Annotated in this window: 24 protein-coding genes and 3 tRNA genes; 25 read left to right on the top strand and 2 right to left on the bottom strand. The window is 67.6% G+C overall.

The features are described 5' to 3' along the window. Positions 1-187 precede the first annotated feature (187 nt). The 15 genes from gyrA to ACJMK0_RS11920 all read left to right on the top strand — a co-directional run bounded on the left by gyrA (position 188) and on the right by ACJMK0_RS11920 (position 15,977). On the top strand, positions 188-2,743 hold the full coding sequence (gyrA, locus tag ACJMK0_RS11850) for a DNA gyrase subunit A (protein WP_405238638.1): 2,556 nt from the start codon (positions 188-190) through the stop codon (positions 2,741-2,743). A 40-nt stretch (positions 2,744-2,783) separates the two neighbouring features. Then, on the top strand, positions 2,784-3,890 hold the full coding sequence (gene serC / locus ACJMK0_RS11855; protein ID WP_405238639.1) for a 3-phosphoserine/phosphohydroxythreonine transaminase: 1,107 nt from the start codon (positions 2,784-2,786) through the stop codon (positions 3,888-3,890). 56 nt (positions 3,891-3,946) lie between these two features. Next, positions 3,947-5,047: a prephenate dehydratase gene (pheA, locus tag ACJMK0_RS11860; RefSeq protein ID WP_405238640.1), complete on the top strand. Its 1,101-nt coding sequence runs from the start codon at positions 3,947-3,949 to the stop codon at positions 5,045-5,047. After that, entirely contained in the window at positions 5,044-6,354 is a 1,311-nt protein-coding gene (gene aroA / locus ACJMK0_RS11865; RefSeq protein WP_405238641.1) for a 3-phosphoshikimate 1-carboxyvinyltransferase, read from the top strand. The genes pheA and aroA overlap by 4 nt, the downstream gene beginning before the upstream one ends. Then, entirely contained in the window at positions 6,351-7,040 is a 690-nt protein-coding gene (gene cmk, locus ACJMK0_RS11870; protein ID WP_405238642.1) for a (d)CMP kinase, read from the top strand. Before aroA ends, cmk begins: the two co-directional genes overlap by 4 nt. A gap of 114 nt (positions 7,041-7,154) precedes the next feature. Next, complete coding sequence (gene rpsA, locus ACJMK0_RS11875) at positions 7,155-8,837, top strand: 30S ribosomal protein S1 (RefSeq protein WP_405238643.1); 1,683 nt, start codon at positions 7,155-7,157, stop codon at positions 8,835-8,837. A gap of 67 nt (positions 8,838-8,904) precedes the next feature. Continuing rightward, the gene (locus ACJMK0_RS11880; protein ID WP_405220778.1) at positions 8,905-9,237 is read left to right on the top strand and encodes an integration host factor subunit beta; all 333 of its coding nucleotides are present in this window, start codon (positions 8,905-8,907) and stop codon (positions 9,235-9,237) included. A 93-nt stretch (positions 9,238-9,330) separates the two neighbouring features. Then, positions 9,331-9,630: a lipopolysaccharide assembly protein LapA domain-containing protein gene (locus ACJMK0_RS11885; RefSeq protein WP_405220709.1), complete on the top strand. Its 300-nt coding sequence runs from the start codon at positions 9,331-9,333 to the stop codon at positions 9,628-9,630. Continuing rightward, the gene (gene lapB / locus ACJMK0_RS11890; protein ID WP_405238644.1) at positions 9,617-10,831 is read left to right on the top strand and encodes a lipopolysaccharide assembly protein LapB; all 1,215 of its coding nucleotides are present in this window, start codon (positions 9,617-9,619) and stop codon (positions 10,829-10,831) included. Before ACJMK0_RS11885 ends, lapB begins: the two co-directional genes overlap by 14 nt. A 115-nt stretch (positions 10,832-10,946) precedes the next feature. Next, entirely contained in the window at positions 10,947-11,234 is a 288-nt protein-coding gene (locus tag ACJMK0_RS11895; RefSeq protein ID WP_405220706.1) for a ComEA family DNA-binding protein, read from the top strand. A 107-nt stretch (positions 11,235-11,341) separates the two neighbouring features. Next, complete coding sequence (gene galU, locus ACJMK0_RS11900; RefSeq protein ID WP_405238645.1) at positions 11,342-12,214, top strand: UTP--glucose-1-phosphate uridylyltransferase GalU; 873 nt, start codon at positions 11,342-11,344, stop codon at positions 12,212-12,214. Positions 12,215-12,264: 50 nt separating this feature from the next. Further along, positions 12,265-12,732, top strand: a complete 468-nt coding sequence (locus tag ACJMK0_RS11905) for a hypothetical protein (RefSeq protein ID WP_405238646.1) — start codon at positions 12,265-12,267, stop codon at positions 12,730-12,732. A 269-nt stretch (positions 12,733-13,001) separates the two neighbouring features. Further along, the gene (locus tag ACJMK0_RS11910; protein ID WP_405238647.1) at positions 13,002-13,811 is read left to right on the top strand and encodes a mechanosensitive ion channel family protein; all 810 of its coding nucleotides are present in this window, start codon (positions 13,002-13,004) and stop codon (positions 13,809-13,811) included. Between the two features lie 4 nt (positions 13,812-13,815). Then, entirely contained in the window at positions 13,816-14,670 is an 855-nt protein-coding gene (locus ACJMK0_RS11915; RefSeq protein WP_405238648.1) for a magnesium transporter MgtE N-terminal domain-containing protein, read from the top strand. Next, positions 14,667-15,977: a magnesium transporter gene (locus ACJMK0_RS11920; protein ID WP_405238649.1), complete on the top strand. Its 1,311-nt coding sequence runs from the start codon at positions 14,667-14,669 to the stop codon at positions 15,975-15,977. The genes ACJMK0_RS11915 and ACJMK0_RS11920 overlap by 4 nt, the downstream gene beginning before the upstream one ends. A gap of 86 nt (positions 15,978-16,063) precedes the next feature. Here ACJMK0_RS11920 and ACJMK0_RS11925 read toward each other — a convergent pair. Together ACJMK0_RS11925 and ACJMK0_RS11930 are read right to left on the bottom strand one after the other, a co-directional pair. After that, positions 16,064-16,139, bottom strand: a tRNA-Asn gene (locus tag ACJMK0_RS11925). 62 nt (positions 16,140-16,201) lie between these two features. After that, positions 16,202-17,401, bottom strand: coding sequence for a pyridoxal phosphate-dependent aminotransferase (locus tag ACJMK0_RS11930; protein ID WP_405238650.1), 1,200 nt, complete (start codon positions 17,399-17,401; stop codon positions 16,202-16,204). 127 nt (positions 17,402-17,528) lie between these two features. Here ACJMK0_RS11930 and uvrB point away from each other — a divergent pair, with 127 nt between their 5' ends. The 10 genes from uvrB (at position 17,529) to ACJMK0_RS11980 (ending at position 25,375) form a co-directional block, all read left to right on the top strand. Further along, entirely contained in the window at positions 17,529-19,553 is a 2,025-nt protein-coding gene (uvrB, locus tag ACJMK0_RS11935; RefSeq protein ID WP_405238651.1) for an excinuclease ABC subunit UvrB, read from the top strand. A gap of 59 nt (positions 19,554-19,612) precedes the next feature. Further along, positions 19,613-19,687 (top strand) — tRNA-Val (locus ACJMK0_RS11940). Positions 19,688-19,925: 238 nt separating this feature from the next. Beyond that, on the top strand, positions 19,926-20,459 hold the full coding sequence (gene infC, locus ACJMK0_RS11945) for a translation initiation factor IF-3 (protein WP_405239049.1): 534 nt from the start codon (positions 19,926-19,928) through the stop codon (positions 20,457-20,459). Positions 20,460-20,642: 183 nt separating this feature from the next. Beyond that, positions 20,643-20,840: a 50S ribosomal protein L35 gene (gene rpmI, locus ACJMK0_RS11950; protein WP_405220692.1), complete on the top strand. Its 198-nt coding sequence runs from the start codon at positions 20,643-20,645 to the stop codon at positions 20,838-20,840. 13 nt (positions 20,841-20,853) lie between these two features. After that, complete coding sequence (gene rplT, locus ACJMK0_RS11955; RefSeq protein ID WP_405238652.1) at positions 20,854-21,213, top strand: 50S ribosomal protein L20; 360 nt, start codon at positions 20,854-20,856, stop codon at positions 21,211-21,213. 36 nt (positions 21,214-21,249) lie between these two features. Then, positions 21,250-22,239 carry a phenylalanine--tRNA ligase subunit alpha gene (gene pheS / locus ACJMK0_RS11960; RefSeq protein ID WP_405238653.1) on the top strand — a complete coding sequence of 330 codons (990 nt, stop codon included), beginning with the start codon at positions 21,250-21,252 and terminating at the stop codon, positions 22,237-22,239. Then, positions 22,236-24,611 (top strand): phenylalanine--tRNA ligase subunit beta, encoded by a 2,376-nt coding sequence (gene pheT / locus ACJMK0_RS11965; RefSeq protein WP_405238654.1) that lies wholly within the window; start codon positions 22,236-22,238, stop codon positions 24,609-24,611. Before pheS ends, pheT begins: the two co-directional genes overlap by 4 nt. Continuing rightward, positions 24,611-24,910: an integration host factor subunit alpha gene (gene ihfA, locus ACJMK0_RS11970; protein ID WP_405220684.1), complete on the top strand. Its 300-nt coding sequence runs from the start codon at positions 24,611-24,613 to the stop codon at positions 24,908-24,910. Before pheT ends, ihfA begins: the two co-directional genes overlap by 1 nt. Next, positions 24,891-25,247: a MerR family transcriptional regulator gene (locus tag ACJMK0_RS11975; RefSeq protein WP_405233365.1), complete on the top strand. Its 357-nt coding sequence runs from the start codon at positions 24,891-24,893 to the stop codon at positions 25,245-25,247. The genes ihfA and ACJMK0_RS11975 overlap by 20 nt, the downstream gene beginning before the upstream one ends. A gap of 51 nt (positions 25,248-25,298) precedes the next feature. Beyond that, a tRNA-Pro gene (locus ACJMK0_RS11980) sits at positions 25,299-25,375 on the top strand. The last annotated feature ends 6 nt before the right edge of the window (positions 25,376-25,381 follow it).

A 25,381-nucleotide genomic window follows, 5' to 3' on the forward strand; every position in this document is an offset into this window, starting at 1 on the left:
CCTGCGGCTACGTACAAGTCCCGATTTATGCTAAAATTTTCACCTGATCAGGAGCCAGAAAAAGACGCAGAGGCAGGCCATACCAGCTCCCGCCGCAAGCACTGGCCGAGACCTGATTCCTGCAGCACGGATCGTCCGCCGGCACCCTGCAAGGGGAAGGCGATGGACCGGTTTTATGTGAGTAGCCATGAGTGACATCGCCCAGGAAATATTTTCGGTAAATCTCGAAGACGAGATGCGCCAGTCCTATCTCGATTACGCCATGAGCGTGATCGTGGGGCGGGCGCTGCCCGACGTCCGCGACGGCCTGAAGCCGGTACACCGGCGGGTGCTCTACGCGATGCGGGAACTGGGCAACGACTACAACAAGCCGTACAAGAAATCGGCCCGCGTCGTCGGTGACGTGATCGGTAAGTACCACCCTCACGGCGACAGCGCCGTCTACGACACCATCGTGCGCATGGCGCAGCCGTTCTCCATGCGCTACATGCTGGTGGACGGGCAGGGCAACTTCGGCTCGGTGGACGGCGACGCCCCGGCGGCCATGCGCTACACCGAGGTGCGCATGGCCCGGATCGCCCACGAACTGCTGGCCGACATCGACAAGCAGACGGTCGATTTCGTCGAGAACTACGACGGTTCCGAGAGCGAGCCCTCGGTGCTGCCCACGCGAATCCCGAACCTGCTCGTCAACGGCTCCTCCGGCATCGCGGTGGGCATGGCCACCAACATACCGCCGCACAACCTGGGCGAGATCATCGATGCCTGCGTCGCGGTGATCGACGACCCGGACATCGACGTGGCCGGGCTCATGCAGCACGTGCCGGGGCCCGACTTCCCCACCGCCGGCATCATCAACGGCGCCCAGGGCATCTACAGCGCCTACAAGACGGGCCGTGGCCGCGTGCACATCCGCGCCCGCAGCCACATCGAGGAGATCGGCAAGGGCAGCCGCGAGGCCATCGTGATCACCGAGCTGCCGTACCAGGTCAACAAGGCCCGGCTGATTGAGAAGATCGCCGAGCTCGTCCGCGAGAAGAAGCTGGAGGGCATCAGCGAGCTGCGCGACGAGTCCGACAAGGACGGCATGCGGGTCGTGATCGAGCTCAAGCGCGGCGAGGTGCACGAGGTCGTCCTGAACAACCTCTACAAGCACACGCCGCTGCAGAGCGTCTTCGGTATCAATATGGTGGCCCTGCACGAGGGCCAGCCGAAGCTGATGACGCTGAAGGGCATCCTGGAGGCGTTCGTCGCCCACCGCCGCGAGGTGGTCACCCGGCGCACGATCTACGATCTGGGCAAGGCCCGGGACCGTGCCCACCTCCTGGAAGGCCAGGCGGTGGCGCTGGCCAACATCGACGAGGTGATCGCGCTGATCAAGGCCTCGCCGTCGCCGGCCGAAGCGAAGGCCGGGCTGGTCGCGGGACGCTGGGCGCCCGGCGCGGTCACCGGCATGCTGGAGCGGGCCGGCGATATCGATACCCGGCCGGATGCCGACCACGGCGCGTTCGGCGTCGTCGAGGAGGAGGGGCAGACCGTGTACCGCCTGTCGGAGACCCAGGCCCAGGCCATCCTGGATCTGCGACTGCACCGCCTGACCGGTCTCGAGCAAGAAAAAATAATCAACGAATACAAAGAGATACTCAATAAAATTAGAGAGTATTCTCTTATCCTGGCCGACCCCGACCGGCTCCTGGCCGTGATCCGTGAGGAACTCCAGGCGGTACGCGACCAGTTCGCCGACGAGCGGCGCACCGAGATCATGGAGGACCACTCCGACCTGACCATCGAGGACCTGATCCCCGAGGAGAATGTTGTGGTCACCCTGTCCCACGGCGGCTATGCCAAGGCGCAGCCGCTGGACTCGTATCAGGCGCAGCGCCGGGGCGGCAAGGGTCGGGCGGCCACGCGCATGAAGGACGAGGACTTCATCGACAACCTGTTCGTCGCCAATACCCACGATACGCTGCTGTGCTTCTCGAGCCGGGGTAAGGCCTACTGGCTGAAGGTCTATCAGCTGCCGCAGGCCGGCCGCGGCGCGCGGGGCAAACCGATCGTGAATCTCCTGCCGCTGGAGCAGGAGGAGCGCATCAATGCCGTGCTGCCGGTGCGCGACTTCGAGGCGGGCAAATTTGTCTTCTTCGCCACCAGTCATGGCACGGTCAAGAAGACGCCGCTGGATGCGTTCTCGCGGCCACGTTCGAATGGCATCATCGCCATCGATCTGCGCGAGGGTGACCACCTGGTGGACGTGGCCCTCACCGACGGCGACAGCGACATCATGCTGTTCGCGAGCAGCGGCAAGGCCATCCGTTTCAGCGAGGCCGACGTGCGGGCGATGGGCCGCGGCGCCGCCGGTGTGCGCGGCATCCGCCTGGCGGAGGACCACGAGGTGATCGCGCTCATCATCCTCTCGCAGGGCCTCATCCTCACGGCGACCGAGCACGGCTACGGCAAGCGCAGCGAAGCCGACGAATTCTCCGTCCAGGGTCGCGGCGGCCAGGGGCTCATCGCCATCCAGACGTCGGAGCGCAACGGCCGCATGGTGGGCGCGCTGCAGGTCTCCGACGACGACGAGATCATGCTGATCAGCAACGCCGGCACGCTGGTGCGCACGCCGGTCGCTGACATCTCGATTCTCGGCCGCAACACCCAGGGCGTGCGCCTGATCCGCCTGGGTGACGACGAAGCCCTCGTGGGCCTGGAGCGCATCGAAGCCCTGGCGGAGGAAGAGGACGAGTGACGGTCCGCCCGCACCGGCGGCGCTGCGCCGGAACAGCCCCATGGCAATGGCGACGGTAGCCGCAGGCGCACGGGTCCATAACTTCAGTGCCGGTCCCGCAGCGCTGCCCCTGGCGGTGCTGGAGCGCGCGCGGGAGGAGCTGACCGACTTCGCCGGCACCGGGATGTCCGTGATGGAGCTCAGCCATCGCGGCGCCGCATTTCGGGAGGTCGCGGAGCGCTCGGAGGCGGCGCTGCGCCGGCTGCTCGACATGCCCGACAACTATCGCGTGCTGTTCCTGCAGGGCGGGGCCACGCTGCAGTTCGCGATGGCGCCGCTGAATCTCGCGACGGCAGAGGCCGTGGCGGACTACGTCGTGACCGGCAACTGGGGCCGCAAGGCCGTGGCCGAGGCGCGGCGCTTCTGCCACGTGAACGTCGCGGCGGACGAGGCGGGCTCGAGCTATACCCGCGTGCCGGCCGCCTCCGAATGGCAGGCGCGCGAGGATGCCGCCTACCTCCACTACACGCCCAACGAGACCATCGGCGGCGTCGAGTTCCACTGGATACCGGACACGGGCGACGTGCCGCTGGTGGCGGACATGTCCTCCAATATCCTCTCGCGCCCGCTCGACGTGGGCCGCTTCGGCCTCATCTATGCCGGCGCGCAGAAGAATATCGGCCCGGCCGGGCTGACCCTGGTCATCGTCCGCGACGACCTGCTGGAGGCGGCCCGGGACGACGTGCCGAGCATGCTCCGCTACGCCGTGCATGCCGAGGCCGGCTCCATGAGCAACACGCCGCCCACATTCGCCTGGTACATAGCGGGTCTGGTCTTCGACTGGCTGCTGGAGCAGGGCGGGCTCGAGGCCATCGGCGCCGCGAACGCCCGCAAGGCGGAGACCCTCTATCAGGCTATCGACGGGTCCGATTTCTACGCGAACCCGGTGGAGCCCGTCTCCCGCTCGCGCATGAACGTCCCGTTCACACTGGCCGAGCCGGCCCTCGACGCGACCTTCCTGGCCGAGGCCGAGGCCGCCGGGCTGGCCAATCTGAAAGGCCATCGCTCGGTGGGCGGCATGCGTGCGAGCCTCTACAACGCCATGCCCCAGGCGGGGGTGGATGCGCTGGTGGCCTTCATGGCGGAGTTCGAGCGGACGCGCGCCTGAGGTGTCCCGTGCCGAGCCAGCCGTTAGACTTGCCGCCTGATAACAGGAAATCCCCGATGAACGAGCGCAAACCGGAACCGGATCTCGCCGAGATCCGGCAACGCATCGACGAGATCGACGAGCAGATCCAGGCCCTGATCAGCGCCCGTGCCGAGCAGGCGAAACGGGTGGGCGAGAGCAAGGGCGAGCTCGCCCGCTCGATCGACTACTTCCGGCCCGAGCGGGAGGCGGAGGTGCTGCGCGGCGTGCTCGCGCGCAACGAGGGTCCGCTAAGCGACGAGGAGATGGTGCGTCTGTTCCGGGAGATCATGTCGGCCTGCCTCGCCCAGCAGGAACCGCTGAAAATCGGCTTCCTCGGCCCGGAGGGCACCTTCACCCAGTCGGCGGTCAGCAAGCACTTCGGGCATTCGGTGCGGGCGCTGCCGCTCGCCACCATCGAGGAGGTCTTCCACGAGGTGGAGGCCGGCCATGCCGATTTCGGCGTGGTCCCCATCGAGAACTCCACCGAGGGCACGGTGAACCACACCCTGGACATGTTCCTGATGTCGCCGCTGAAGATCTGCGGCGAGATCGAGCTTCGCATCCGCCAGCATCTGCTCGGTAACCTGCCGTCGCTGGACAAGGTGGAGCGTATCTGCGCGCACCAGCAGTCCCTGGCGCAGTGCCGGGTCTGGCTGCGTGAGTATCTGCCCCAGGCCGAACTGATACCGGTCACGAGCAACGCGGCCGGCGCGCGCCGGGCCCGCGACGAGGCGGGCACGGCGGCCATTGCGGGCGAGGCCGCCGCCGAGGTGTACGGTCTGGATGTCATGGTCGCGGACATCGAGGACCGGCCCGACAACACCACGCGCTTCCTGGTGATCGGCCGGGATCTCCTCACGCCGAGCGGCGACGACAAGACGTCAGTGCTGGTATCGGCGAGCGATACGGCTGGCGCCGGCGTGCTGCACACCCTGCTCGCGCCGTTCTCGAAGCACGGCATCAGCATGACCCGCATCGAATCGCGACCGTCCCGGCGCAAGAAATGGGACTACGTGTTCTTCATCGACCTGGAAGGCCACGCGGACGAGCCGCCGCTGGCCGACGCGCTGGCCGAGCTGGAGCAGGGGACGTCGCTGTTCCGCGTGCTGGGGGCCTACCCGAAGGCGGTGCTGTGAGCGTCAGGGCTTTCCGCACGGTGCCCGGCGGTTTGCCGTCGGGCGAGATCAGGGTGCCAGGGGACAAGTCGATCTCCCACCGCTCGCTGATGCTGGGGGCCATCGCCGAGGGCGACACGCGAGTCACCGGCTTCCTGGAGGGCGAGGACTGCCTTGCCACACTCGGTGCGCTCGAGGCCATGGGCGTGGCGGTGGAGCGTGAACCGGACGGCGCACTGCGGGTGCGCGGCGTCGGCGCCGACGGCCTAGCCACGCCGACCGCGCCCCTCGATCTCGGCAATTCGGGCACGGCCATGCGCCTGTTCTGCGGCCTGCTGGGCGGTCAGCCGTTCCGCTCGGTGCTGACCGGCGATGCGTCGCTCCTGAAGCGGCCGATGGGCCGGGTCATCGATCCGCTGACGCTGATGGGCGTGGAGATCGACAGCGAATCCGGTCGTCCGCCGCTGGTGATCCGGGGCCGGCGCCCGCTGGATGCCATCGATTACCTGCTGCCGGTGGCGAGCGCCCAGGTGAAGTCGGCGATCCTGCTGGCGGGCCTGTACGCCCGCGGCGCCACCCGGGTGACGGAGCCCGAGGTGACTCGCGACCACACCGAGCGGATGCTGACCGCCATGGGGGCGCGGCTGCACCGCAGCGGCAACGCGATCCTGCTGGAGGGGCCGTCCACGCTGCAGGGCATCGAGATCCCCGTGCCCGGCGACCTGTCCTCGGCCGCGTTCTTCCTCGTGGCCGGCGCGGTGGCGGCCGACGATGGCCTGGTCATCCGCAACGTGGGCGTGAACCCGACCCGGACCGGCGTGATCGGCATCCTCCGCGAGATGGGGGCGGACATCGAGATCGCGGACGAACGGCTGGCCGGCGGCGAGCCCGTGGCCGACATCACGGTGCGCCGCTCGGCGCTGCGGGGTATCGACGTGGATCCGGAATTCGTGCCGCTGGCCATCGACGAGTTCCCGGTGCTGTTCGTGGCGGCCGCCTGCGCCGAGGGCGAGACCCTGTTCCGCGACATCGGCGAGCTGCGGGTGAAGGAGAGCGACCGGATTGCCGCCATGGCCGAGGGCCTGCGGCGGCTCGGCGTGGAGGTGGAGGAGACGGTGGACTCTGCGCGCATCCGCGGCGTCGGACGGCTCGCCGGCGGCAAGGTCGACAGCCACGGCGATCACCGCATCGCCATGGCCTTCGCCGTGGCGGGACTCGCGGCGGAGGAACCCATCGAGATCGACGACGTCGCCAACGTGGCCACCTCGTTCCCGGGCTTCCTGGAGACCTGCCGCCAGGCGGGCTTCGAGCTGGAGACGCTGGCGTGAGCGGGGTGCCCGTCATCGCCATCGACGGGCCGAGCGGATCCGGGAAGGGGACGATCGCCCGGCGGGTGGCCGCCGCGCTGGGATTCCACCTGCTGGACAGCGGCGCGCTCTACCGCCTGACCGCGCTGGCAGCCGAACGCCGGGGTATCGACGCCGACGACGTACCCGCCGTGGTGCGGGCCGCGCGGGAGATGCGGGTGTCGTTCGGCGCCGGCGACGGGGCCGAGGAAGTCTGGCTGGACGGCGACGAGGTGAGCGGCGAGCTGCGCACCGAGGAGTGCGGCCGGCTGGCCTCCCGGATCGCCGCGGTGCCCGAGGTACGCGAGGCGCTGAAGGCCCGGCAGCGGGATTTCCGCGAGTCGCCCGGTCTGGTCGCCGACGGCCGCGACATGGGCACGGCGATCTTTCCCGGGGCCGAGCTGAAAATCTTCCTGACGGCCAGCGCCGAGGAGAGGGCTCGGAGGCGTTATAAGCAGTTGAAAGACAAGGGTATTGGTGTTACGCTTGCCGGCCTTGCCCGCGATATCGCGGAGCGTGACCGCAGAGATACCGAGCGATCGGTGGCGCCGCTGGTCCCGGCCGAGGACGCCATCGTGATCGATTCGACCTCACTGGGCATCGAGCAGGTGACGGAGAAAGTGCTCGGTCTGGCCGCGGAAAGGCTCGGCGACGAGCAGGCAGGGTAGTGCAGGTCGGACAGGGTAGTCCGGCTTTTATTTTGTGTGGACCGTCGGTCGCAGGAAGCGGCAGGCGTGTATTTTCAACGAGGGCTGCCTGCGGGCGGCATGGTTTCCAAATCAATGTCTGAATCATTTGCTGAGCTCTTCGAAGAGAGCATCGCCAGTCAACAGATCAAACCTGGCTCCATCCTGAACGGCATGGTCGTTTCCGTTAACGAAGACGTGGTCATCGTCAACGCCGGCCTGAAATCCGAAGCGGTCATCCCGGCCGAGCAGTTCCAGAACGAGAACGGCGAAGTCGACGTACAGGTCGGCGACACCGTCGAGGTGGCACTGGACGCCGTCGAGGACGGCTTCGGCGAGACGCGCCTGTCCCGCGAGAAGGCCATCCGGGCCCGGACCTGGACGCACCTGGAAGACGCGTTCGAGAAAGGCGAGATCGTCAACGGCGTCATCAACGGCCGCGTCAAGGGCGGCTTCACGGTCGAGATCGACAACGTGCGGGCGTTCCTGCCCGGCTCGCTGGTCGACGTGCGGCCGGTGCGCGACCCGTCCTATCTCGAGGGCAAGGTCCTCGAATTCAAGGTCATCAAGCTCGACCAGCGCAGGAACAACGTGGTGGTCTCCCGCCGCGCGGTGGTCGAGGAAGAGTACAGCGCCGAGCGCGAGGCGCTGCTGGAGAGCCTGCAGGAAGGCCACGTGGTCAAGGGTATCGTGAAGAACCTGACCGACTACGGCGCCTTCGTGGATCTCGGCGGCATCGACGGCCTGCTGCACATCACCGACATGGCGTGGAAGCGGGTGAAGCACCCCTCCGAGATCGTCAACGTCGGCGACGAGATCGATGTGAAGATCCTGAAGTTCGACCGCGAGCGTCAGCGCGTCTCCCTCGGCATCAAGCAGCTGGGCGCCGACCCGTGGCAGAACATCAGCCGGCGCTACCCGCCGACCACGCGCATCTTCGGCCGCGTCACGAACATCGCCGACTACGGCTGCTTCGTGGAGATCGAGGACGGCGTGGAGGGCCTGGTGCACGTCTCCGAGATGGACTGGACGAACAAGAACGTCAATCCGTCCCGCGTCGTGCAGGTCGGCGACGAGGTGGAGGTGATGGTGCTCGACATCGACGAGGACCGCCGCCGCATCTCGCTCGGCATCAAGCAGTGCAAGCCGAACCCGTGGGCCGAGTTCGCCGCCAACTACAACCGGGGTGACAAGGTCAGCGGCCAGATCAAGTCCATCACCGACTTCGGCATCTTCATCGGCCTGGAAGGCGATATCGACGGGCTCGTGCATCTGTCCGACATCTCCTGGGACGAGTCCGGCGAGGACATGGTGCGCAATTACCGCAAGGGTCAGGAAGTGGAAGCCATGGTGCTGGCCATCGACCCCGAGCGTGAGCGCATCTCCCTCGGCATCAAGCAGCTCGACCAGGATCCGTTCTCGTCCTGGCTGGCGCAGAACCCGAAGGGCAGCATCGTCAAGGGCGCGGTCACGGAAGTGGATGCCCGCGGCGCCGAGGTGGATCTCGGCGGCGGCATCACCGGCTACCTTCGCGCCTCGGAGCTGGCGCGCGGCCGGGTGGAAGACGCCCGCACCGTGCTGAAGGTCGGCGAAGAGGTGGAGGCCAAGTTCACGGCGGTGGATCGCAAGAACCGCAGCGTGCAACTCTCCATCAAGGCCAAGGAGGCCCACGAGGAGCAGGAAGCCCTCGAGAGCTACAAGTCGGAGTCCGGCGGCAGCGCCTCGGGCACGACGCTGGGCGAGCTGCTGAAGGAGCAGATCTCCGGCAATTCCGACTGACAGGGGACCGGAGGCGCCCGGGCGGTGCTCCCGCCCGGGCGCTTGCGGACGGCGGGGAGCCGCGCGGCTGCGCGGGCGGAAGAAAGCGAACGCACCTATGACGAAGTCTGAACTGATCGAGATAATCGCCAGGAAGCAGAAGCATCTGCCCGCGAAGGACGTCGAGCTCGCGGTCAAGCATCTGCTCGAGATCATGAGCGATGCGCTGGCCCGCGGCGACCGCATCGAGATCCGCGGCTTCGGCAGCTTCTCCCTGCACTACCGCCCGCCGCGCATGGGGCGTAATCCGAAGACCGGCGAGGCCGTCGCCCTCTCCGGCAAGCACGTCCCCCATTTTAAGCCGGGCAAGGATCTGCGTGAGAGGGTCAACGAGAGCCGACACCTCCCCATCAAGAACTGATCGGCCCGCGGCGGGCTTACCAATCCGCAGCCATCTGCACTAGACTCGTGAGGGGGCGTTCCGCTGAGCCCCGCTGCTGATTCAGGTGCCGGTATGCTGCGCAAGATCGCGACCATCGTCCTCATCATCGCCCTGCTCGTGGCGATCATCGTCTTCACCTGGCTGAACACCCAGGAGGTCAGCCTCGATCTGGCGTTCACGACGGTCCAGACCCAGATCGCGGTCGCCTTCACCATTACCTTCGCCCTGGGCTGGCTGTTCGGCCTGTTCTGTGCCGGGTTCTTCGTCCTGCGATCGGTGGCCGAGCGCCGGCGGCTGCGCAAGAACCTCGCGGCCGCGGAACAGGAGGTGAGCAAGCTGCGCAGCCTGCCGCTGCAAGATGCTGCCGAGTAACCAGGCATTCCTACTCGCCGGGCTATTCCTGCTGATCGCAGCGGCCGGATGGCTGTTCGGCCGGTTCGGTGAAAGTAGCGGCGAACGGGAAGAGAACGGCGGCAATCTCAGCAGCGACTACCTGAAGGGTCTGAACTTCCTGCTGAACGAGCAGACGGATCAGGCGCTCGACCTGTTCCTGAAGGTCGTCCGGGTGGACGACGACACCCTGGAGACCCACTTCGCCCTCGGCAGCCTGTTCCGCCGGCGCGGCGAAGTGGACCGGGCGATCCGGATACATCAGAACATCATCGCCCGGCCGAATCTCTCCACCGAGCAGCGGGACGAGGCGATGAACGCGCTCGCCCGCGATTACCTGCGCGCCGGACTGCTGGACCGGGCCGAGAAGATGTTCGAGACGCTGGTGGACAAACCGGTCTATCGGGAGGACGCGCTGCTCGCGCTCTGCGGCATCTACGAGCAGGAACACGAGTGGGAGAAGGCGATCGAGGCCGGCGAGCGGCTCGAGGACAGCCGCGGTTCCATGAGCCGGCGGGTGCCTCACTACTACTGCGAACTGGCCGAGCAGGCCATGGAGCGCGGGGAATGGCAGCGGGCCCGCAACCTGCTGCGCAAGGCGCGCAACCGGCGCAGGCCCACCGTGCGCGGTGCGCTCGACCGGGCCGGCATCGCGCGGGAGCAGGGGGACGCCCGCACGGCCCTGCGGCTCTATCGGCGCACCCTGGAGGAACACCCGGACTTCCTGGTGGAGGTCCTGCCCCGCATGGCGGATCTCCTGGCGGCGACCGGCAGGGCCGGCGAACTGCAGCAGGAGATCGAGGCGCTGATCCGGCGCGACGCCGACTACCGCAACGCCATCGCCTACAGCGCCATCCTGCACGACCTGCGCGGGCCGGTCATCGACGATTGCGTGGAGCACTACATCCTCACGGAGCCGACGCTGGCGGCCTTCGTGGCCGGCCAGGAGCTGGCCACCGCGGGCAGCGAGCCGCGGCGCGAGGCCCTCGCGCGCATCCGCGAAGGGCTCGCCCTGCTGGCGCGGCGCACTCCGCGCTACCGCTGCAAGGAATGCGGCTTCTCCAGCATGCAGCTGCTCTGGCAGTGTCCGAGCTGCAAGGCCTGGGAGACCCAGCGGCCGGCCGAGAAAGTCCGCTTCGACTCGCTGCTGCGCCAGGGCGAGATCTCGCACTTGTCGGCCTAATCTCCGTGCTTCGGCCAGATTGATCGCCGGCTCCGGCCGGCTCACCCCGGCATGATCCTCCGGTATGCGGGCGCAGAGTCGGCGCCCGCGGAACCGCAACCGGAGGAACAATGCAATGACGAGGAAAACCCCATGGATCACGGCGTTGCTCGCGGGCCTGCTGGCGCCGCTGGCCGCCGTCTCGGGCCCGGTCAACGTCAACACGGCGGACGCCGAGACCATCGCGGCCGAGCTGGACGGGATCGGCATCGCCCGCGCGCGCGCCATCGTGGCCTACCGGCAGGCGAACGGGCCGTTCCGCAGCGTCGACGACCTGCTGGCGGTGAAAGGCGTGGGAGAGCGCATCCTGGCGGCCAATCGGGACAATATCCGCCTGGCCGCCGCGGAGAAATCCGCCGAGTAGACCGGGCCGGTCGCACCGCGGTCCCCGCCTGCGCCGGCGGGGACCGCATGGTCAACCACGGGTGCTCCCGCTAAACTGGTCGCGCCACCTGCAAGAGGAGCGCGACATTGAGCAAACCGGTAAAGACCGCCGTCTTCCCCGTCGCCGGCAGGGGAACCCGTTTCCTGCCGGCCACCAAGGCCAGCCCGAAGGAGATGCTGCCGGTGGTCGACAAGCCGCTGATCCAATACGCGGTGGAAGAGGCGATCGCGGCGGGTGCGACCAAGCTGGTATTCGTCACCGGCAGCACGAAGCGGGCGATCGAGGATCACTTCGACGTCGACCCGGAACTGGAACGCGCCCTCGCCGGATCCGGCAAGGAACGCCTGCTCGATTCGGTGCGCAACACGCTGCCGGCAGGCGTGGACTGCGTGTTCATCCGCCAGGGCATCCCCCTCGGCCTGGGCCATGCCGTGCTCTGCGCGCGGCCTGCGGTGGGCAACGAGCCGTTCTTCGTCCACCTGGCCGACGACCTGATCGACGCCGAGGTGCCCTGCCTGAAGCAGATGGCGGCCGAGTACGCCGACCATGACGGCAGTGTCCTCGCCGTGCAGGAGGTCCCCCGGGACAAGACCTCCAGCTATGGCATCGTGGCCGTGGAAGAGGATGCACCGGGGCGCCAGCGGATCCGCCAGATGGTGGAGAAACCCGCGCCCGAGGACGCGCCGTCGACGCTGGCGGTGGTGGGGCGCTACCTGCTGGACCCGGTGGTCTTCGACAAGCTGGAGAAGACGGAGCGTGGTGCCGGGGGCGAGATTCAGCTGACCGACGGGATCGCCGCCATGCTGGATACCCATCCCGTCTACGCCTACACCTTCGAGGGCACGCGCTACGACTGCGGCAGCAAGCTCGGTTACCTGCAGGCGACGGTGGAACTGGCCCTGAAGCACCCGACGCTGGGCGAGCCGTTCCGTGAGTATCTCCGGAGCCGGACGGAGTGATGGTGCACCGGCGGGTAACCCTGACAGTCGGCCCTGCACTGGCGAGTACCGTGCTCTTGCTGTGCCCGGCAATTGCGCCGGCGCAGACCTGGTCCACCGCCGAACTAAGGCGCTGCGTGGCGCTGCAGGACGATGCGGAGCGGCTGGCCTGTTTCGACCGCCTCGCAGCGGAGAAGCTGTCCGAGGCCGCGGCCGGGGAGGACGGCTCCCGCCGCTATTCGACGGTCATGGAAGGGCGCGGCGAGCGGCCTGACGACTATCAAGCCCGCTTCCGGGACATCCGGGTCGTCGCCTTCGTCCACGAGCATCGCCGCGGGCGGGACTGGCGGCGCTACGTGAGTGACGACGGCCGCTACTGGCGGCTGCGGGACGATCAGCCGGACGGCGAGCGGGAATTGCCCTTCGAGGCGGAGGTGATTCCGGACCCGGAGGCGGAAGGGGGCTATCTGCTGCGGCCCGCAGGAGATGGCGAGCCGATACGAGTACTGCCAGAACGCGAGAACAGGGCAACAGAATAAGAATAAAATCATAATATTAGATAGTAGTTCTCGATAGATTCTAGAAGATTTCCTGGCGCTCGATCGCCGTTCCGAGGAGCAATCCGACCTGCCTGACGGACCGGTCCCCATGGACCGCGAACTGCATCGCGCCGCCCCTGGGTGGCTGGCGCGTCCGACTGTAGCTGTATGATGAGACGCAGTCGCAGCAAGGGAGCAGTACCCTGGGAACCGCCGAAACCTCCCCATCGAGTTTTCTGACCGAGACCCTGAGCGGGGTCTATCAAGCCGTGGCGGCCAACCTGCCATCGCTGGTCGCCGCATCGCTGGTGGTCATCGCTGGCTGGTTCCTGGCCCGACTGGCACGCCGGGGCGCCCGCCGCTCTGCCGAGTTCGCCAATCGGCTGCTCGAACGGGCGCTTCGTCGGGGCTCCGCGGCGGGGGTGCGCATCTCGCTCGCCTTCACGACGGTCACCGGCGAGATCGCTTTCTGGCTCGTGTTGATTCTGGCGCTGGTGCTCGCGGCAGGCGTGGTCGGCATCGGTTCCATCGGGCAGTGGCTGAATCAGCTCGTGGTCCATCTGCCGAGCGTGATCATCGGGGCCTCCATCCTGGTGGTCGGCTATTTTGCGAGCGTCTATCTGCGCGAGTTCGTCGCCTCGTCCGCCGAGGCGGCCGAGCTGCGTACTGCAGCACTGCTCGGCCGGCTGGCTCAGCTGGCCGTTCTCGCCATCGCGCTCATCATCGGACTGGATCAGGCGGGGATAGAGGTGGCGATACTGCTGATCGCCTTCACCGTGATCCTGGGCGGTGCCGTGTTCGGAGTGGTGGTCTCTTTCGCGGCGGGTTCCGGTACATTCGTCTCCAATCTCATCGCCGCCCGCAACGCCCGTCACGTGCTGCTCCCCGGCATGCGTCTGCGGGTCGACGATGCCGAGGGCGAACTGCTCGAGATCTCCCGCACGCACATAGCTCTCGAGACGGATGAGGGGAGGGTGCTGCTGCCCGCCCACCGGCTGGACGCGGGCCGTGTGCTCATCCTGACCGCCGATCCGGAGCGCGGCGCGGACCGTGAAGAGGCGGGCCGGGAGGGTGACTAGGGGTATGGCCAGGAAGAAGGCGAAGACGCCGCGCTCTCTGATCCTGTCTTTCATCGACCGCCAGCCCGACACGGCGGCGCGCGCGCTGACGGCGATGGAGCCGGCGAAGGCGCGGGCCCTGCTGGCGGATATTCCGGCACGTTTCGCGAGCCGGGTGATTTCGCGTATGGGTCCCTCGGTCGCCTGCGAGCGGCTCGCGGGCATGCCCGCAGATACCGCAGCCGCCGTGCTGCGGGGCCTGGCCTACCAGAACGCAGCGGCACTTCTGCGCCTGATGCCCGCCGATTTCAGGGAGACGGTCCTCGCGGAACTGCCGAGAGCGGTGCGCCGCGATCTGCGAGCCACCCTCGATTTTCCGGCCGATACCGTGGGTGCACACATGACGCCCGCGATACTGACCCAGGCTGCGGATCAGACGGTGGCAGATGCCCGCGAGCTGGTGCGTCAGGCCACGCGGGCGGAAACCGGCTGCGTGATCGTGGTCGACGACCAGCGGCGCCTGTCCGGCCTCGTCGATCCGGTTCTGCTCCTGCGCTACAGCGGGCGCACGCCGCTCGGCGAGATCACTGACCGCAGCGTTGCGCCGCTGTCCGCACGGGCGCGTGTCGCGGCCATCCGGCCGCTGGAGGCCTGGGACCGCTATCTCAGCCTGCCGGTCGTGAGTCGGCAGGAACACGTCATCGGCACGATCTCGCGCAGCGCGCTGCGCGAAGCGCTGGCGGTCGAGTCCACTGCTGCCGGCCGTGCTGACGATGCCTTGCCGGTCGCGCTGGCCGATGCGTTCGTGGGTTTCGTCGGCGGTCTCCTGCAATTCGCCGATGGCCGGTCTGCCGGCCCCGACACGGGGAGAAGGACGTGACCAGCAACGATCTTGCGATTGCAGAGGACCTGATGACGCGGCGCTATCTGCGCGAATTTCCGGTAGAGGCGGCGCGCCGCATCGAGGAACTGGAGCCGGCGGAAGTACTGGACGCCGTCTCACGCCAGTCGGCGGCCACCCTCGCGCCGGTATTCGCATTCCTGATGCCTGATAGCGCGGCCCGGCTGCTGACGGCACTGCCGGAGGGTCTCGGCGATCGCATTCTGGAAGAGCTGCAACCGGCACAGACTCTTCGGATCATGGCCTCCCTGCCGCAGGACGAGCGGGCCGGACGTCAGGCGCGCCTCGAGCCCGCCGTGCGCGACGAACTGGAGCGTCTGGGTTCCTATCCGCCGGATACCGCGGGCCGGGTGATGAACCCGGGCGTCGGCGCATACCGGCGGGATCTGACGGTCGGCCAGTTGCTGCGCGCGCTCGGTGAGTCCGGCATGCTGACGGCCCGGTCGCTGTTCCTGGTGGACGGCGCCGGTCGCCTGACCGGGAGGGCGCCGCTGAAAGACGTCGCCCTGTCGAGCCGGGATCTGCCGCTGTCGGCGCTCGAGCTCCCGGTCAGTATGACCGTGCATCCGATGGATTCCATGGAGACCGTGACGCACGCGTTCGAGGGCTATCGCATCCTCGATCTGCCGGTGGTGGACGGCGAGGGCGTATTCCTCGGTGCGGTGACGCACGACGATCTCGCCCGGGCGGTCCAGGAGGACGCGTCTATCGACATCCAGACCATGGTCGGTGCCGGTCGTGCGGAGAAGGCGCTGTCCACCCCCATGTTCACCGTTCGGCGGCGCATGCCCTGGCTGCAGATCAACCTGCTGACCGCGTTCCTGGCGGCCGCCGTGGTCGGACTGTTCGAGGCCACCATCGCCCAGGTTACGGCGCTGGCGGTCCTGTTGCCGGTGGTCGCGGGACAGTCCGGTAACGCAGGCGCCCAGGCTCTCGCCGTGACCATGCGCGGCCTGGCGCTGCGGGAGATCAGCGTGCGCCAGTGGCTGCGGGTGGTCCGCAAGGAGGTCATCGTCGGCCTGGTGAACGGCATCGGTATCGCGGTCACCTGCGGGCTCGGCGTGTGGTTCTGGAGCCAGTCGGCCGGGCTCGTGGCTGTCATCTTCTCCTCGATGATCCTGGCGATGGTGGCCGCCGGCTTCGCGGGCGCGCTGATCCCGATTCTCCTGACCCGGCTCGGTCAGGACCCGGCCACCTCGTCCTCGATTGTTCTCACCACCGTCACCGATATCGCGGGCTTCTTCTCTTTCCTCGGTATCGCGACGCTGATGATGCAATTTCTCTGACAGGGGATACGCGTGCGCCCACGAAAAAGCCCGCACGGTGGCGGGCTTTCGAGGAAATCTCCGGTCTTACCAGGGATTCCGGAATCTGGCTCCCCGGGCCGGACTCGAACCAGCGACCAATTGATTAACAGTCAACCGCTCTACCAACTGAGCTACCGGGGAATGGCAGGACGCTGCAGCGTGCCGCAGCAGGCGCAGAATTCTGGGGGAGGCGGCAATCCAAGTCAAGTGACCGCGTCGCGGCGGCCGAGGGCCGATTCCAGCCGGCCGAGCGCATCCCGCAACGTCTCCAGGCCGCAGGCATACGACAGCCTGAAGTGTCCGGGCGTGCCGAACGCCGACCCGGGCACCAGGGCGACGCCGGCCTCGTTCAGCAGCATCTGGCAGAGGTCGGTGTCGTCGGCCAGACCCAGGCGTGCGATGGCCTCCCGGGCGTCGGCGAAGGCGTAGAACGTGCCCTCGCCGGGCCGGCAGGCGACGCCGTCGATGCCGTTCAGGGCGTCGACCACGAAGTCGTGCCGTTGCCGGAATGCCCGGTTCATTTCGGCAACGCAGGACTGATCGCCGGTCAGGGCGGCCAGCGCCGCATACTGGGAGACCGTGCAGGCGTTCGACGTGCTCTGGCTCTGGATCTTCTTCATCGCGCCGACCAGGGTTGCCGGCCCGGCCGCGTAGCCGATCCGCCATCCGGTCATGGCGTAGCACTTGGAGACCCCGTTGATGGTCACGGTGCGCTCGAACAGCGCCGGGCAGGCCCCGGCGAGCGAGGTGAAGGGCTCGTCCGCCCACCAGATGTGCTCGTAGATCTCGTCCGTGGCCACGACGATGTCCGGGTGGCCGGCGAGCACCTCGCCCAGCGCGGCCAGCTCCTCGCGGCGGTAGCCGGCGCCGCTGGGGTTGCCCGGGCTGTTCAGGATCACGAGGCGGGTGCGGGGCGTGATGGCGGCCTCCAGTTGCTCCGGCCGCATGCGGAAGCCGCTCTCGAGGCCGGTCTCCACGATGACCGGCTCGCCGGCCGCGAGACGCACCATGTCCGGATAGGAGACCCAGTAAGGCGCCTGGATGACGGCCTCGTCGCCCGGGTTCAGCACCGCCTGACAGACGTTGTAGCAGATCTGTTTGGCGCCGCCGGAGACGATGACGCGATCCGCGGCGTACTCCAGTCCGTTGTCGCGGCGGAACTTCTCCGCCACCGCTTCGCGCAGTTCCGCGATGCCGTCCACCGCGGTGTAGCGGGTACGGCCGGCGCGGATCGCCTCGATGGCGGCCTCGCGGATGTGCTCCGGCGTGTCGAAATCGGGCTCGCCGGCGCCGAGGCCGATGACGTCCCTGCCGGCGGCGCGAAGCTCGGCGGCGAGGGCGGTGACGGCCATGGTGGGCGAGGGACGCACGCGGCTCAGCCGGCTCGAAACTGTTAGACTCAAGTGCTTGCCTCCGGGCGGGATTCTCCGCCGAATGGTACTGGAACACTGTCGGGCCCCCAACCGGGACGGCGCCCATGGTAGCCGCTGGCGGCGTTGCCGACCCGGCCCCACATGCATAACTCGAGCGATGTCCGAAAGACGTTTCACACTGGCTTCGAACTACGAACCCGCCGGCGACCAGCCGCAGGCGATACGCTCGCTCGTGGAGGGGGTACGCGACGGGCTCGCCCGCCAGATCCTGCTCGGCGTCACCGGTTCCGGCAAGACATTCACGATCGCCAACGTCGTGCAGCAGGTGCAGCGGCCGACGATCGTGCTGGCGCCGAACAAGACGCTGGCAGCCCAGCTCTACGGCGAGTTCCGGGAGTTCTTCCCCAATAACGCGGTGGAGTACTTCGTCTCCTATTACGACTACTACCAGCCCGAGGCGTACGTGCCCGCGTCGGATACCTACATCGAGAAGGACGCCTCGATCAACGACCACATCGAGCAGATGCGGCTGTCGGCCACCAAGGCGCTGATCGAGCGGCCGGATGCGATCATCGTCGCCACCGTGTCCGCCATCTACGGCCTGGGCGACCCGGAGGCCTATTTCAGCATGGTGCTGCACCTGGTCCGGGGCGACCGGCTCGACCAGCGCACGATGCTGCGCAAGCTGGCGGAGATGCAGTACAAGCGCAACGACATGGAGCTCTCCCAGGGCACCTACCGCGTGCGTGGTGACCTGATCGACGTGTTCCCGGCGGAGTCCGAGCGCGAGGCGGTGCGCATCGAGCTGTTCGACGACGAGATCGAGTCGCTCGCGTGGTTCGACCCGCTGACCGGGGAGGTCACGGCCCGGGTGCCCCGGCTGACGGTGTACCCGAAGACCCATTACGTGACACCGCGGGAGCGGCTGCTGGCCGCCATCGACGACATCAAATCGGAGCTGAAGGAGCGGCTCGGGGTCCTGCGGGACACGGGCAAGCTGCTGGAGGCGCAGCGTCTCGAGCAGCGCACCCAGTTCGATCTGGAGATGATCGCCGAGCTCGGTTACTGCCAGGGCATCGAGAACTACTCCCGCTACCTCTCCGGCCGGGCGCCGGGGGAGCCGCCGCCGTGCCTGTTCGATTATCTGCCGCCGGACGCGATGCTGGTGGTCGACGAGAGTCACGTGACCATCCCCCAGCTCGGCGGCATGTACAAGGGCGACCGATCGCGCAAGGAGACCCTGGTCGAGTACGGCTTCCGACTGCCCTCGGCGCTGGACAACCGGCCGCTGCGCTTCGACGAGTTCGAGGCGCTGGCGCCCCAGACCGTCTACGTCTCGGCGACCCCCGGGCGCTACGAATACGAACATGCGGACGCGGTGGTCGAGCAGGTGGTCCGGCCCACGGGTCTGGTGGACCCCGAGGTCGAGGTGCGGCCCGTGCGCGCCCAGGTGGACGACGTGCTCTCCGAGATCCGGGAGCGGGTGGCGCTGGACGAACGGGTACTGATCACGACGCTGACCAAGCGCATGGCGGAGGACCTCACCGAATACCTGGCCGAGCACTCGGTGCGGGTGCGCTACCTGCACTCCGATATCGACACCGTCGAGCGCACGGAGATCATCCGCGACCTGCGCCTCGGCGAGTTCGACGTGCTGGTGGGTATCAACCTGCTGCGCGAGGGGCTGGACATGCCCGAGGTCTCGCTGGTGGCGATCCTGGATGCGGACAAGGAGGGCTTCCTGCGTTCCGAGGGATCGCTGATCCAGACGATCGGCCGGGCGGCGCGGAATATCCACGGCAAGGCCATCCTGTACGCGGACCGGATCACCGGTTCCATGCAGCGGGCGCTGGACGAGACCGGGCGGCGCCGGTCGAAGCAGGAGACCTTCAACGCCGAGCACGGGGTAACCCCCCAGACCATTCGCAAGCAGGTGGCGGACATCATGGAGGGCGCGCGCTCGGCACCGGGCCGCGGCCGCGGTCGCCGGCGGGTGGCCGAGGACCATCCGGAGTGGGAGGGCATGAGCGAGGACGAGCTGCTGCGCAGGGCGAACCGGCTGGAGCAGCAGATGTACCGCCACGCCCGGGACCTGGAGTTCGAGCAGGCGGCGAAGCTGCGCGACGAGATCGAGCGCATCCGCCGCGTCGGGCTCGGGCTGGACGACGTGGCGGCCGGCTGAGCCGCTTGCCTGCATTGGTGACAATCCGGTATCTTTGCGCACCCCTGCGAGGGGGAGGCGGGCGATTAGCTCAGGGGTAGAGCGCCACGTTGACATCGTGGAGGTCGGTGGTTCGATCCCACCATCGCCCACCAGTTGCATCCCGGCGGGTGCCTCCGGAGTAGGCCAACAGACTGTTGCGGCGAGTAAAATTGCGCCGCTGCGGGCTTGTCTCCGGGCGGGGCCGGCGATAAAATTCCGGAATCTGCGAACGGTATACGGGCGTCAGCGAGAACGCCCGTGTCCGTGTTCGACACGGGCCGTGGGCACGCGCTTACCCGGGTCGGCCTCGACGGGCCGGCGGAACGGGTCGCGAGCCGCGGCCGTTGTTTATTGGAGGAACTTCGTATCGCTGCACCAAAACGCGTCCGACGCAACGACGAGATCGATGCGTCGACGGTCAGAGTCATCGGAGCCGACGGGGACCAGGTCGGCGTACTGCCACTGTCCGAAGCACTCGAGCTTTCATCCGGTCAGAACATGGATCTGGTGGAAGTGTCGCCGAACGCCGATCCGCCCGTTTGCCGGATCATGGACTACGGCAAGTACATCTTCGAGCAGAACAAGAAGGCCCAGACCGCCAAGCGCAAGCAGAAGCAGGTTCACGTCAAGGAAGTCAAGTTCCGGCCGAATACGGACGAGGGTGACTACCAGGTGAAACTGAGGAATCTCACGAGATTCCTCACGAGTGGCGACAAGACGAAGGTGACGCTGAGATTCCGTGGCCGCGAGATGGCCCACCAGGAACTCGGCGCCAAACTGCTGGCAAGAGTACGCGACGATCTCGACGAGCTTGCCACCGTCGAGCAGATGCCGCAGATGGAAGGGCGGCAGATGGTCATGGTGCTGGCACCGAGAAAGAAGTAGGAGGGCCTTCAGGCCCGACAGGTAGGAGGGCCTTCAGGCCCGATAGGCAGAAGGGCCTTCAGGCCCGATACGCACGAGGGCCGTCAGGCCCGACGTAAAGAGAAGTGGCGAGGACGCCTGCGGGTGCCGAGCCCGCCTGATCCGGCAACGACCGGTACCAGGCCAGACAAAACGGAGACGACGATGTCGAAGATGAAGACCAACCGGGGCGCCGCCAAGCGCTTCCGCCGCACGGGCAAGGGCGGCTACAAGCGTTCCCAGTCCCACCTCAACCATATCCTGACGAAGAAGAGCACCAAGCGTAAGCGCCATCTTCGTCACACACTTCAGGTAGCCGACGCCGACGTACCGGCCGTGCGTCGCATGCTGCCGTACAGCTGAGGAGGGCAGGACCATGGCACGAGTGAAACGAGGCGTCATCGCCCGCGGTCGCCACAAGAAGGTACTGGACAAGGCGAAGGGCTATTACGGTGCCCGGCGCAAGACCTACCGGGTGGCGAAACAGGCGGTCATCAAGGCCGGCCAGTACGCCTACCGTGACCGCCGCAATCGCAAGCGCGAGTTCCGCGCGCTCTGGATTACCCGCATCAACGCGGCTGCGCGGGCGAACGGCCTGTCGTACAGCCGACTGATGAACGGCCTGAAGAAGGCCGAGATCGAGATCGACCGCAAGGTCCTCGCGGACATCGCGGTGCACGATCCGGAGGGCTTCGCCGCCATCGCCGAGCAGGCCAGGGCCGGTCTCTCCGCCTGACCGTGGCGGGGACCCCGCAGCGGGAACCCTGGAAGCATGCTTGATCTCGACGGGATTGAAGCGCGTGCGCGCGAAGATATCGCGGCGGCCCCGGATCTCGAGGCGCTGGATCGCATCCGTGTCAGGCTGCTCGGCAAGAAGGGCGAACTCACCGCCGCGCTGAAGAGCCTGGGCGGCCTGCCGGCCGCGGAGCGGCCGGCGGCGGGCCAGCGTATCAACGCGGCGAAGCGCGCCGTCGCCGATGCCATCGCCGAGCGCCGTGCGGCGCTGGAGGCCGAGGCGCTCGAGGCGGGGCTGGCGGCGGAGGCGCTCGACGTCACGTTGTCGGGCCGGGGCCAGCGTCCCGGCGGGCGCCATCCCGTCGTGCGTGCGCTGGAGCGGATGGAGGCCATCTTCCGCAACGCCGGTTTCGAGGTGCGCGAAGGGCCGGAGATCGAGGACGATTTCCATAACTTTACGGCCCTGAATATCCCCGAGAACCATCCCGCCCGTGCCATGCACGACACGTTCTATTTCCCGGGCGGGCACCTGCTGCGCACGCACACCTCGCCGGTGCAGATCCGCGCGATGCAGGCCGAGGGCGTGCCCATCCGGATCATCTCGCCGGGGCGGGTCTATCGCTGCGATTCCGACCAGACCCACACGCCCATGTTCCATCAGGTGGAGGGTCTGGTGATCGACCGCGACGTCAGCTTCGCCAACCTGAAGGCGGTGCTGCACGACTTCGTCGAGCAGTTCTTCGAACGCCGCGCCACGCTGCGGTTCCGGCCCTCGTATTTCCCGTTCACGGAGCCCTCCGCCGAGGTGGACGTGCTCTCCGAGCAGGGCCGCTGGCTGGAGATCCTGGGCTGCGGCATGGTGCATCCGAACGTGCTGCGCAACGTGGGCGTCGATCCGGAGGAATACACCGGCTATGCCTTCGGCATGGGCGTGGAACGGCTCGCGATGCTGCGCTACGACGTCCGCGACCTGCGCACCTTCTTCGATAACGATCTCGCCTTCCTGGAGCAGTTCGCGGGCCGATGAAGATCAGCGAGACATGGCTGCGCCGCTGGGTGAACCCCGACGCATCGACCGATGCGCTGGTCGAGCGCCTCACCCTCGCGGGTCTGGAGGTGGACGGCACGGAGCGCTTCGGCGCCGGGCTGGAGGGCGTCATGGTCGGCGAGGTTCTGGAGGTCGCGCCGCATCCGGATGCCGACCGGCTGAGCGTCTGCCGGGTCGCCACCGGCGCCGATGAAGTGCAGATCGTCTGCGGCGCCCCGAATGTGCGCCCCGGACTGCGCTCGGCCCTGGCCCTGCCCGGCACCGTGCTGCCGAACGGCCTGAAGCTGAAGCGGGCGAAGCTGCGGGGCGTCGAGTCGGCGGGCATGCTCTGCTCCATCGCCGAACTCGGTCTCGGCGAGGAATCCGACGGCATCATGGAACTGCCCGCGGACGCAGTGGCGGGAACGCCGCTCGGCGAGCTGCTGGGCCTGCCGGATACCGTCATCGATATCGACCTCACCCCGAACCGGGGCGATTGCTTCAGCGTCCTCGGGGTCGCGCGCGAGGTGGCGACCTTCACCGGCGCCGCCCTGGCGGATCCGTCGGTGCCGCCGGTGGACGCCGGCAGCGACGAGACGCATCCCATCCGGGTGCTGGCCCCGGAGCGCTGTCCCCGGTTCATCGGCCGCGTCGTGCGCGGCATAGACGCTGGCGCCCGCACCCCGCTGTGGATGCAGGAGCGGCTGCGGCGCAGCGGCGTCCGCGCCATCCATCCCGTCGTCGACGTGACCAACTATGTGCTGCTCGAGTACGGACAGCCGCTGCACGGCTACGATCTCGGACTGCTGCAGGGGGCGATACAGGTGCGCGCCGGCGAGGAAGGGGAATCGCTGGTGCTGCTGGACGGGCGAACGGTGGATGTGGACGCCGAGGTGCTGGTCATCGCGGACGACCGGGGCCCCATCGGGCTTGCCGGCATCATGGGCGGTGAGTCCACCGCGGTGAGCGAGACCACCGTCGACGTGCTGCTGGAGGGCGCTTTCTTCACGCCGGACGCACTAGCCGGCCGGGCGCGGCGTTTCGGCCTGCACACCGATGCCTCCATGCGCTTCGAGCGCGGCGTCGACCCGGCCCGGCAGCGGCGGGCCATCGAACGGGCGACGGCGCTGCTGGTCGACATCGCCGGCGGTACGCCGGGCCCGGTGACCGAGGTCGCGGACGAAGCCTGCCTGCCGGCTCGCGCGGCCGTGCTCCTGCGCCGGCAGCGACTGGCGCGGGTCCTCGGCGTAACCCTGGAGGATGGCGAGGTCCGGGGCATCCTGGAGCGGCTCGGCAACACGGTGACCCCGGTGGACGAGGGCTGGGAGGTCACGCCGCCCACCTTCCGGTTCGACATCGCCATCGAAGAGGACCTCATAGAAGAAGTGGCCCGTGTCCATGGCTACGACGAGATTCCGGAGATCCGTACGCGCGGCGCCCTGGGTCTGCCGGCGGTGACCGAGACCGCGGTGGATCGGGACCGGGTGCGCTCGGCGATGGTCGACCGGGGCTATCACGAGGCGATTACCTACAGCTTCGTCGATCCGCGGCGCCAGCAGGAGATCATGGGCGAGAGCGGCGTGCTCGCGCTGGCCAATCCCATCTCCTCCGAGCTGTCGGTGATGCGCTCCTCGCTGTTGCCCGGGCTGCTGGAGGCCGTCGCCAGAAACGTGAGCCGTCAGCGCGCGCGGGTGCGGCTGTTCGAGATCGGCGTGTGCTTCTCGGGCGCGGAGGGATCGGTGGCGGAGACGCCCCGGCTGGCGGCGGTGGCGTGCGGACCGGTGCTGCCCGAGCAGTGGGGTGCCGAGGAGCGTCCTGCGGACTTCTTCGATATGAAATCGGACCTGGAGGCCGCACTGGCGCTGAGCGGCGATGCCGCCGCCGTCCGGACGGAGCCCGCGGCCCATCCCGCGATGCACCCGGGCCAGTGCGCGGCGGTGCTCAGGGGTGGAGAGCGGCTCGGGCATATCGGCCGGCTGCACCCGGCGCTGGCATCCCGCCTCGACCTGCCTGAGTCGGTCGTCCTCTTCGAGCTGGATTTCCCCGCTGCATTCGCCGCGAAAGTGCCGGTATCCGCGCCGATCTCGCGCTATCCGTCGGTGCGCCGGGACATCGCCGTGCTGGTGGCGGACGACGTGGCGGTCGGCGGCATGGCCGCGGCACTCGGCGGCGTCGGCGAAGGGGCCCTGCGCGAGGTCCGCGTGTTCGATGTGTACCGCGGCAAAGGCATAGAAGAAGGGCTAAAAAGCGTAGCTTTAGGCTTGATTTTGCAAGAAACATCGCGCACCCTTACCGACGATGAAGCGGATGCCGCCGTGCGTTCGGCAGTGCAGATTCTGGAACGGGACTTCGGAGCGAAACTGAGAGACTGATGGCACTGACGAAGGCAGCAATGGCGGAGTCGCTGTTCAACGAGCTGGGTCTCAACAAGAGAGAAGCTCGCGAACTGGTCGACCTTTTCTTCGAGGACCTCCGGTCCGCACTGGCCGCCGGCGAACAAATAAAGCTTTCGGGCTTCGGTAACTTCGACCTTCGGGACAAGAACGAGCGGCCCGGCCGCAACCCGAAGACGGGGGAGGAGATACCGATCTCCGCACGACGTGTGGTGACTTTCAGGCCCGGACAAAAATTAAAAGCCCGAGTGGAAGCCTATGCTGGAACCGGGAAATAACGACGAATTACCACCGATCCCCGGAAAGCGCTATTTCACCATCGGCGAGGTGAGTGAACTCTGTGCGGTGAAGCCGCACGTGCTGCGCTACTGGGAGCAGGAATTCCCGCAGCTCAAACCCGTCAAGCGCCGCGGCAACCGGCGCTACTATCAGCGCCAGGACGTGCTGATCATCCGCCAGATCCGCAGTCTGCTGTACGACGAGGGCTTCACCATCGGTGGCGCCCGGCAGCGCCTCACCGGCGAGGCGGCCAAGTCTGACGTCAGCCAGAGTCAGCAGATTATCAAGCAGTTACGCATAGAACTTGAAGAGATCATGAAGATTCTCCGGCGCTGATGCCGGGGTTGCAATGGCGGCTCGCGGGAGTATGATTCAGCCGCCGGAAGTCGGGGCGTAGCGCAGTCTGGTAGCGCACCACAATGGGGTTGTGGGGGTCGGAGGTTCGAATCCTCTCGCCCCGACCATTCGGT

The organism is Lentisalinibacter orientalis (assembly GCF_040706535.1).
Lineage (GTDB): Bacteria > Pseudomonadota > Gammaproteobacteria > Steroidobacterales > Woeseiaceae > Lentisalinibacter > Lentisalinibacter orientalis.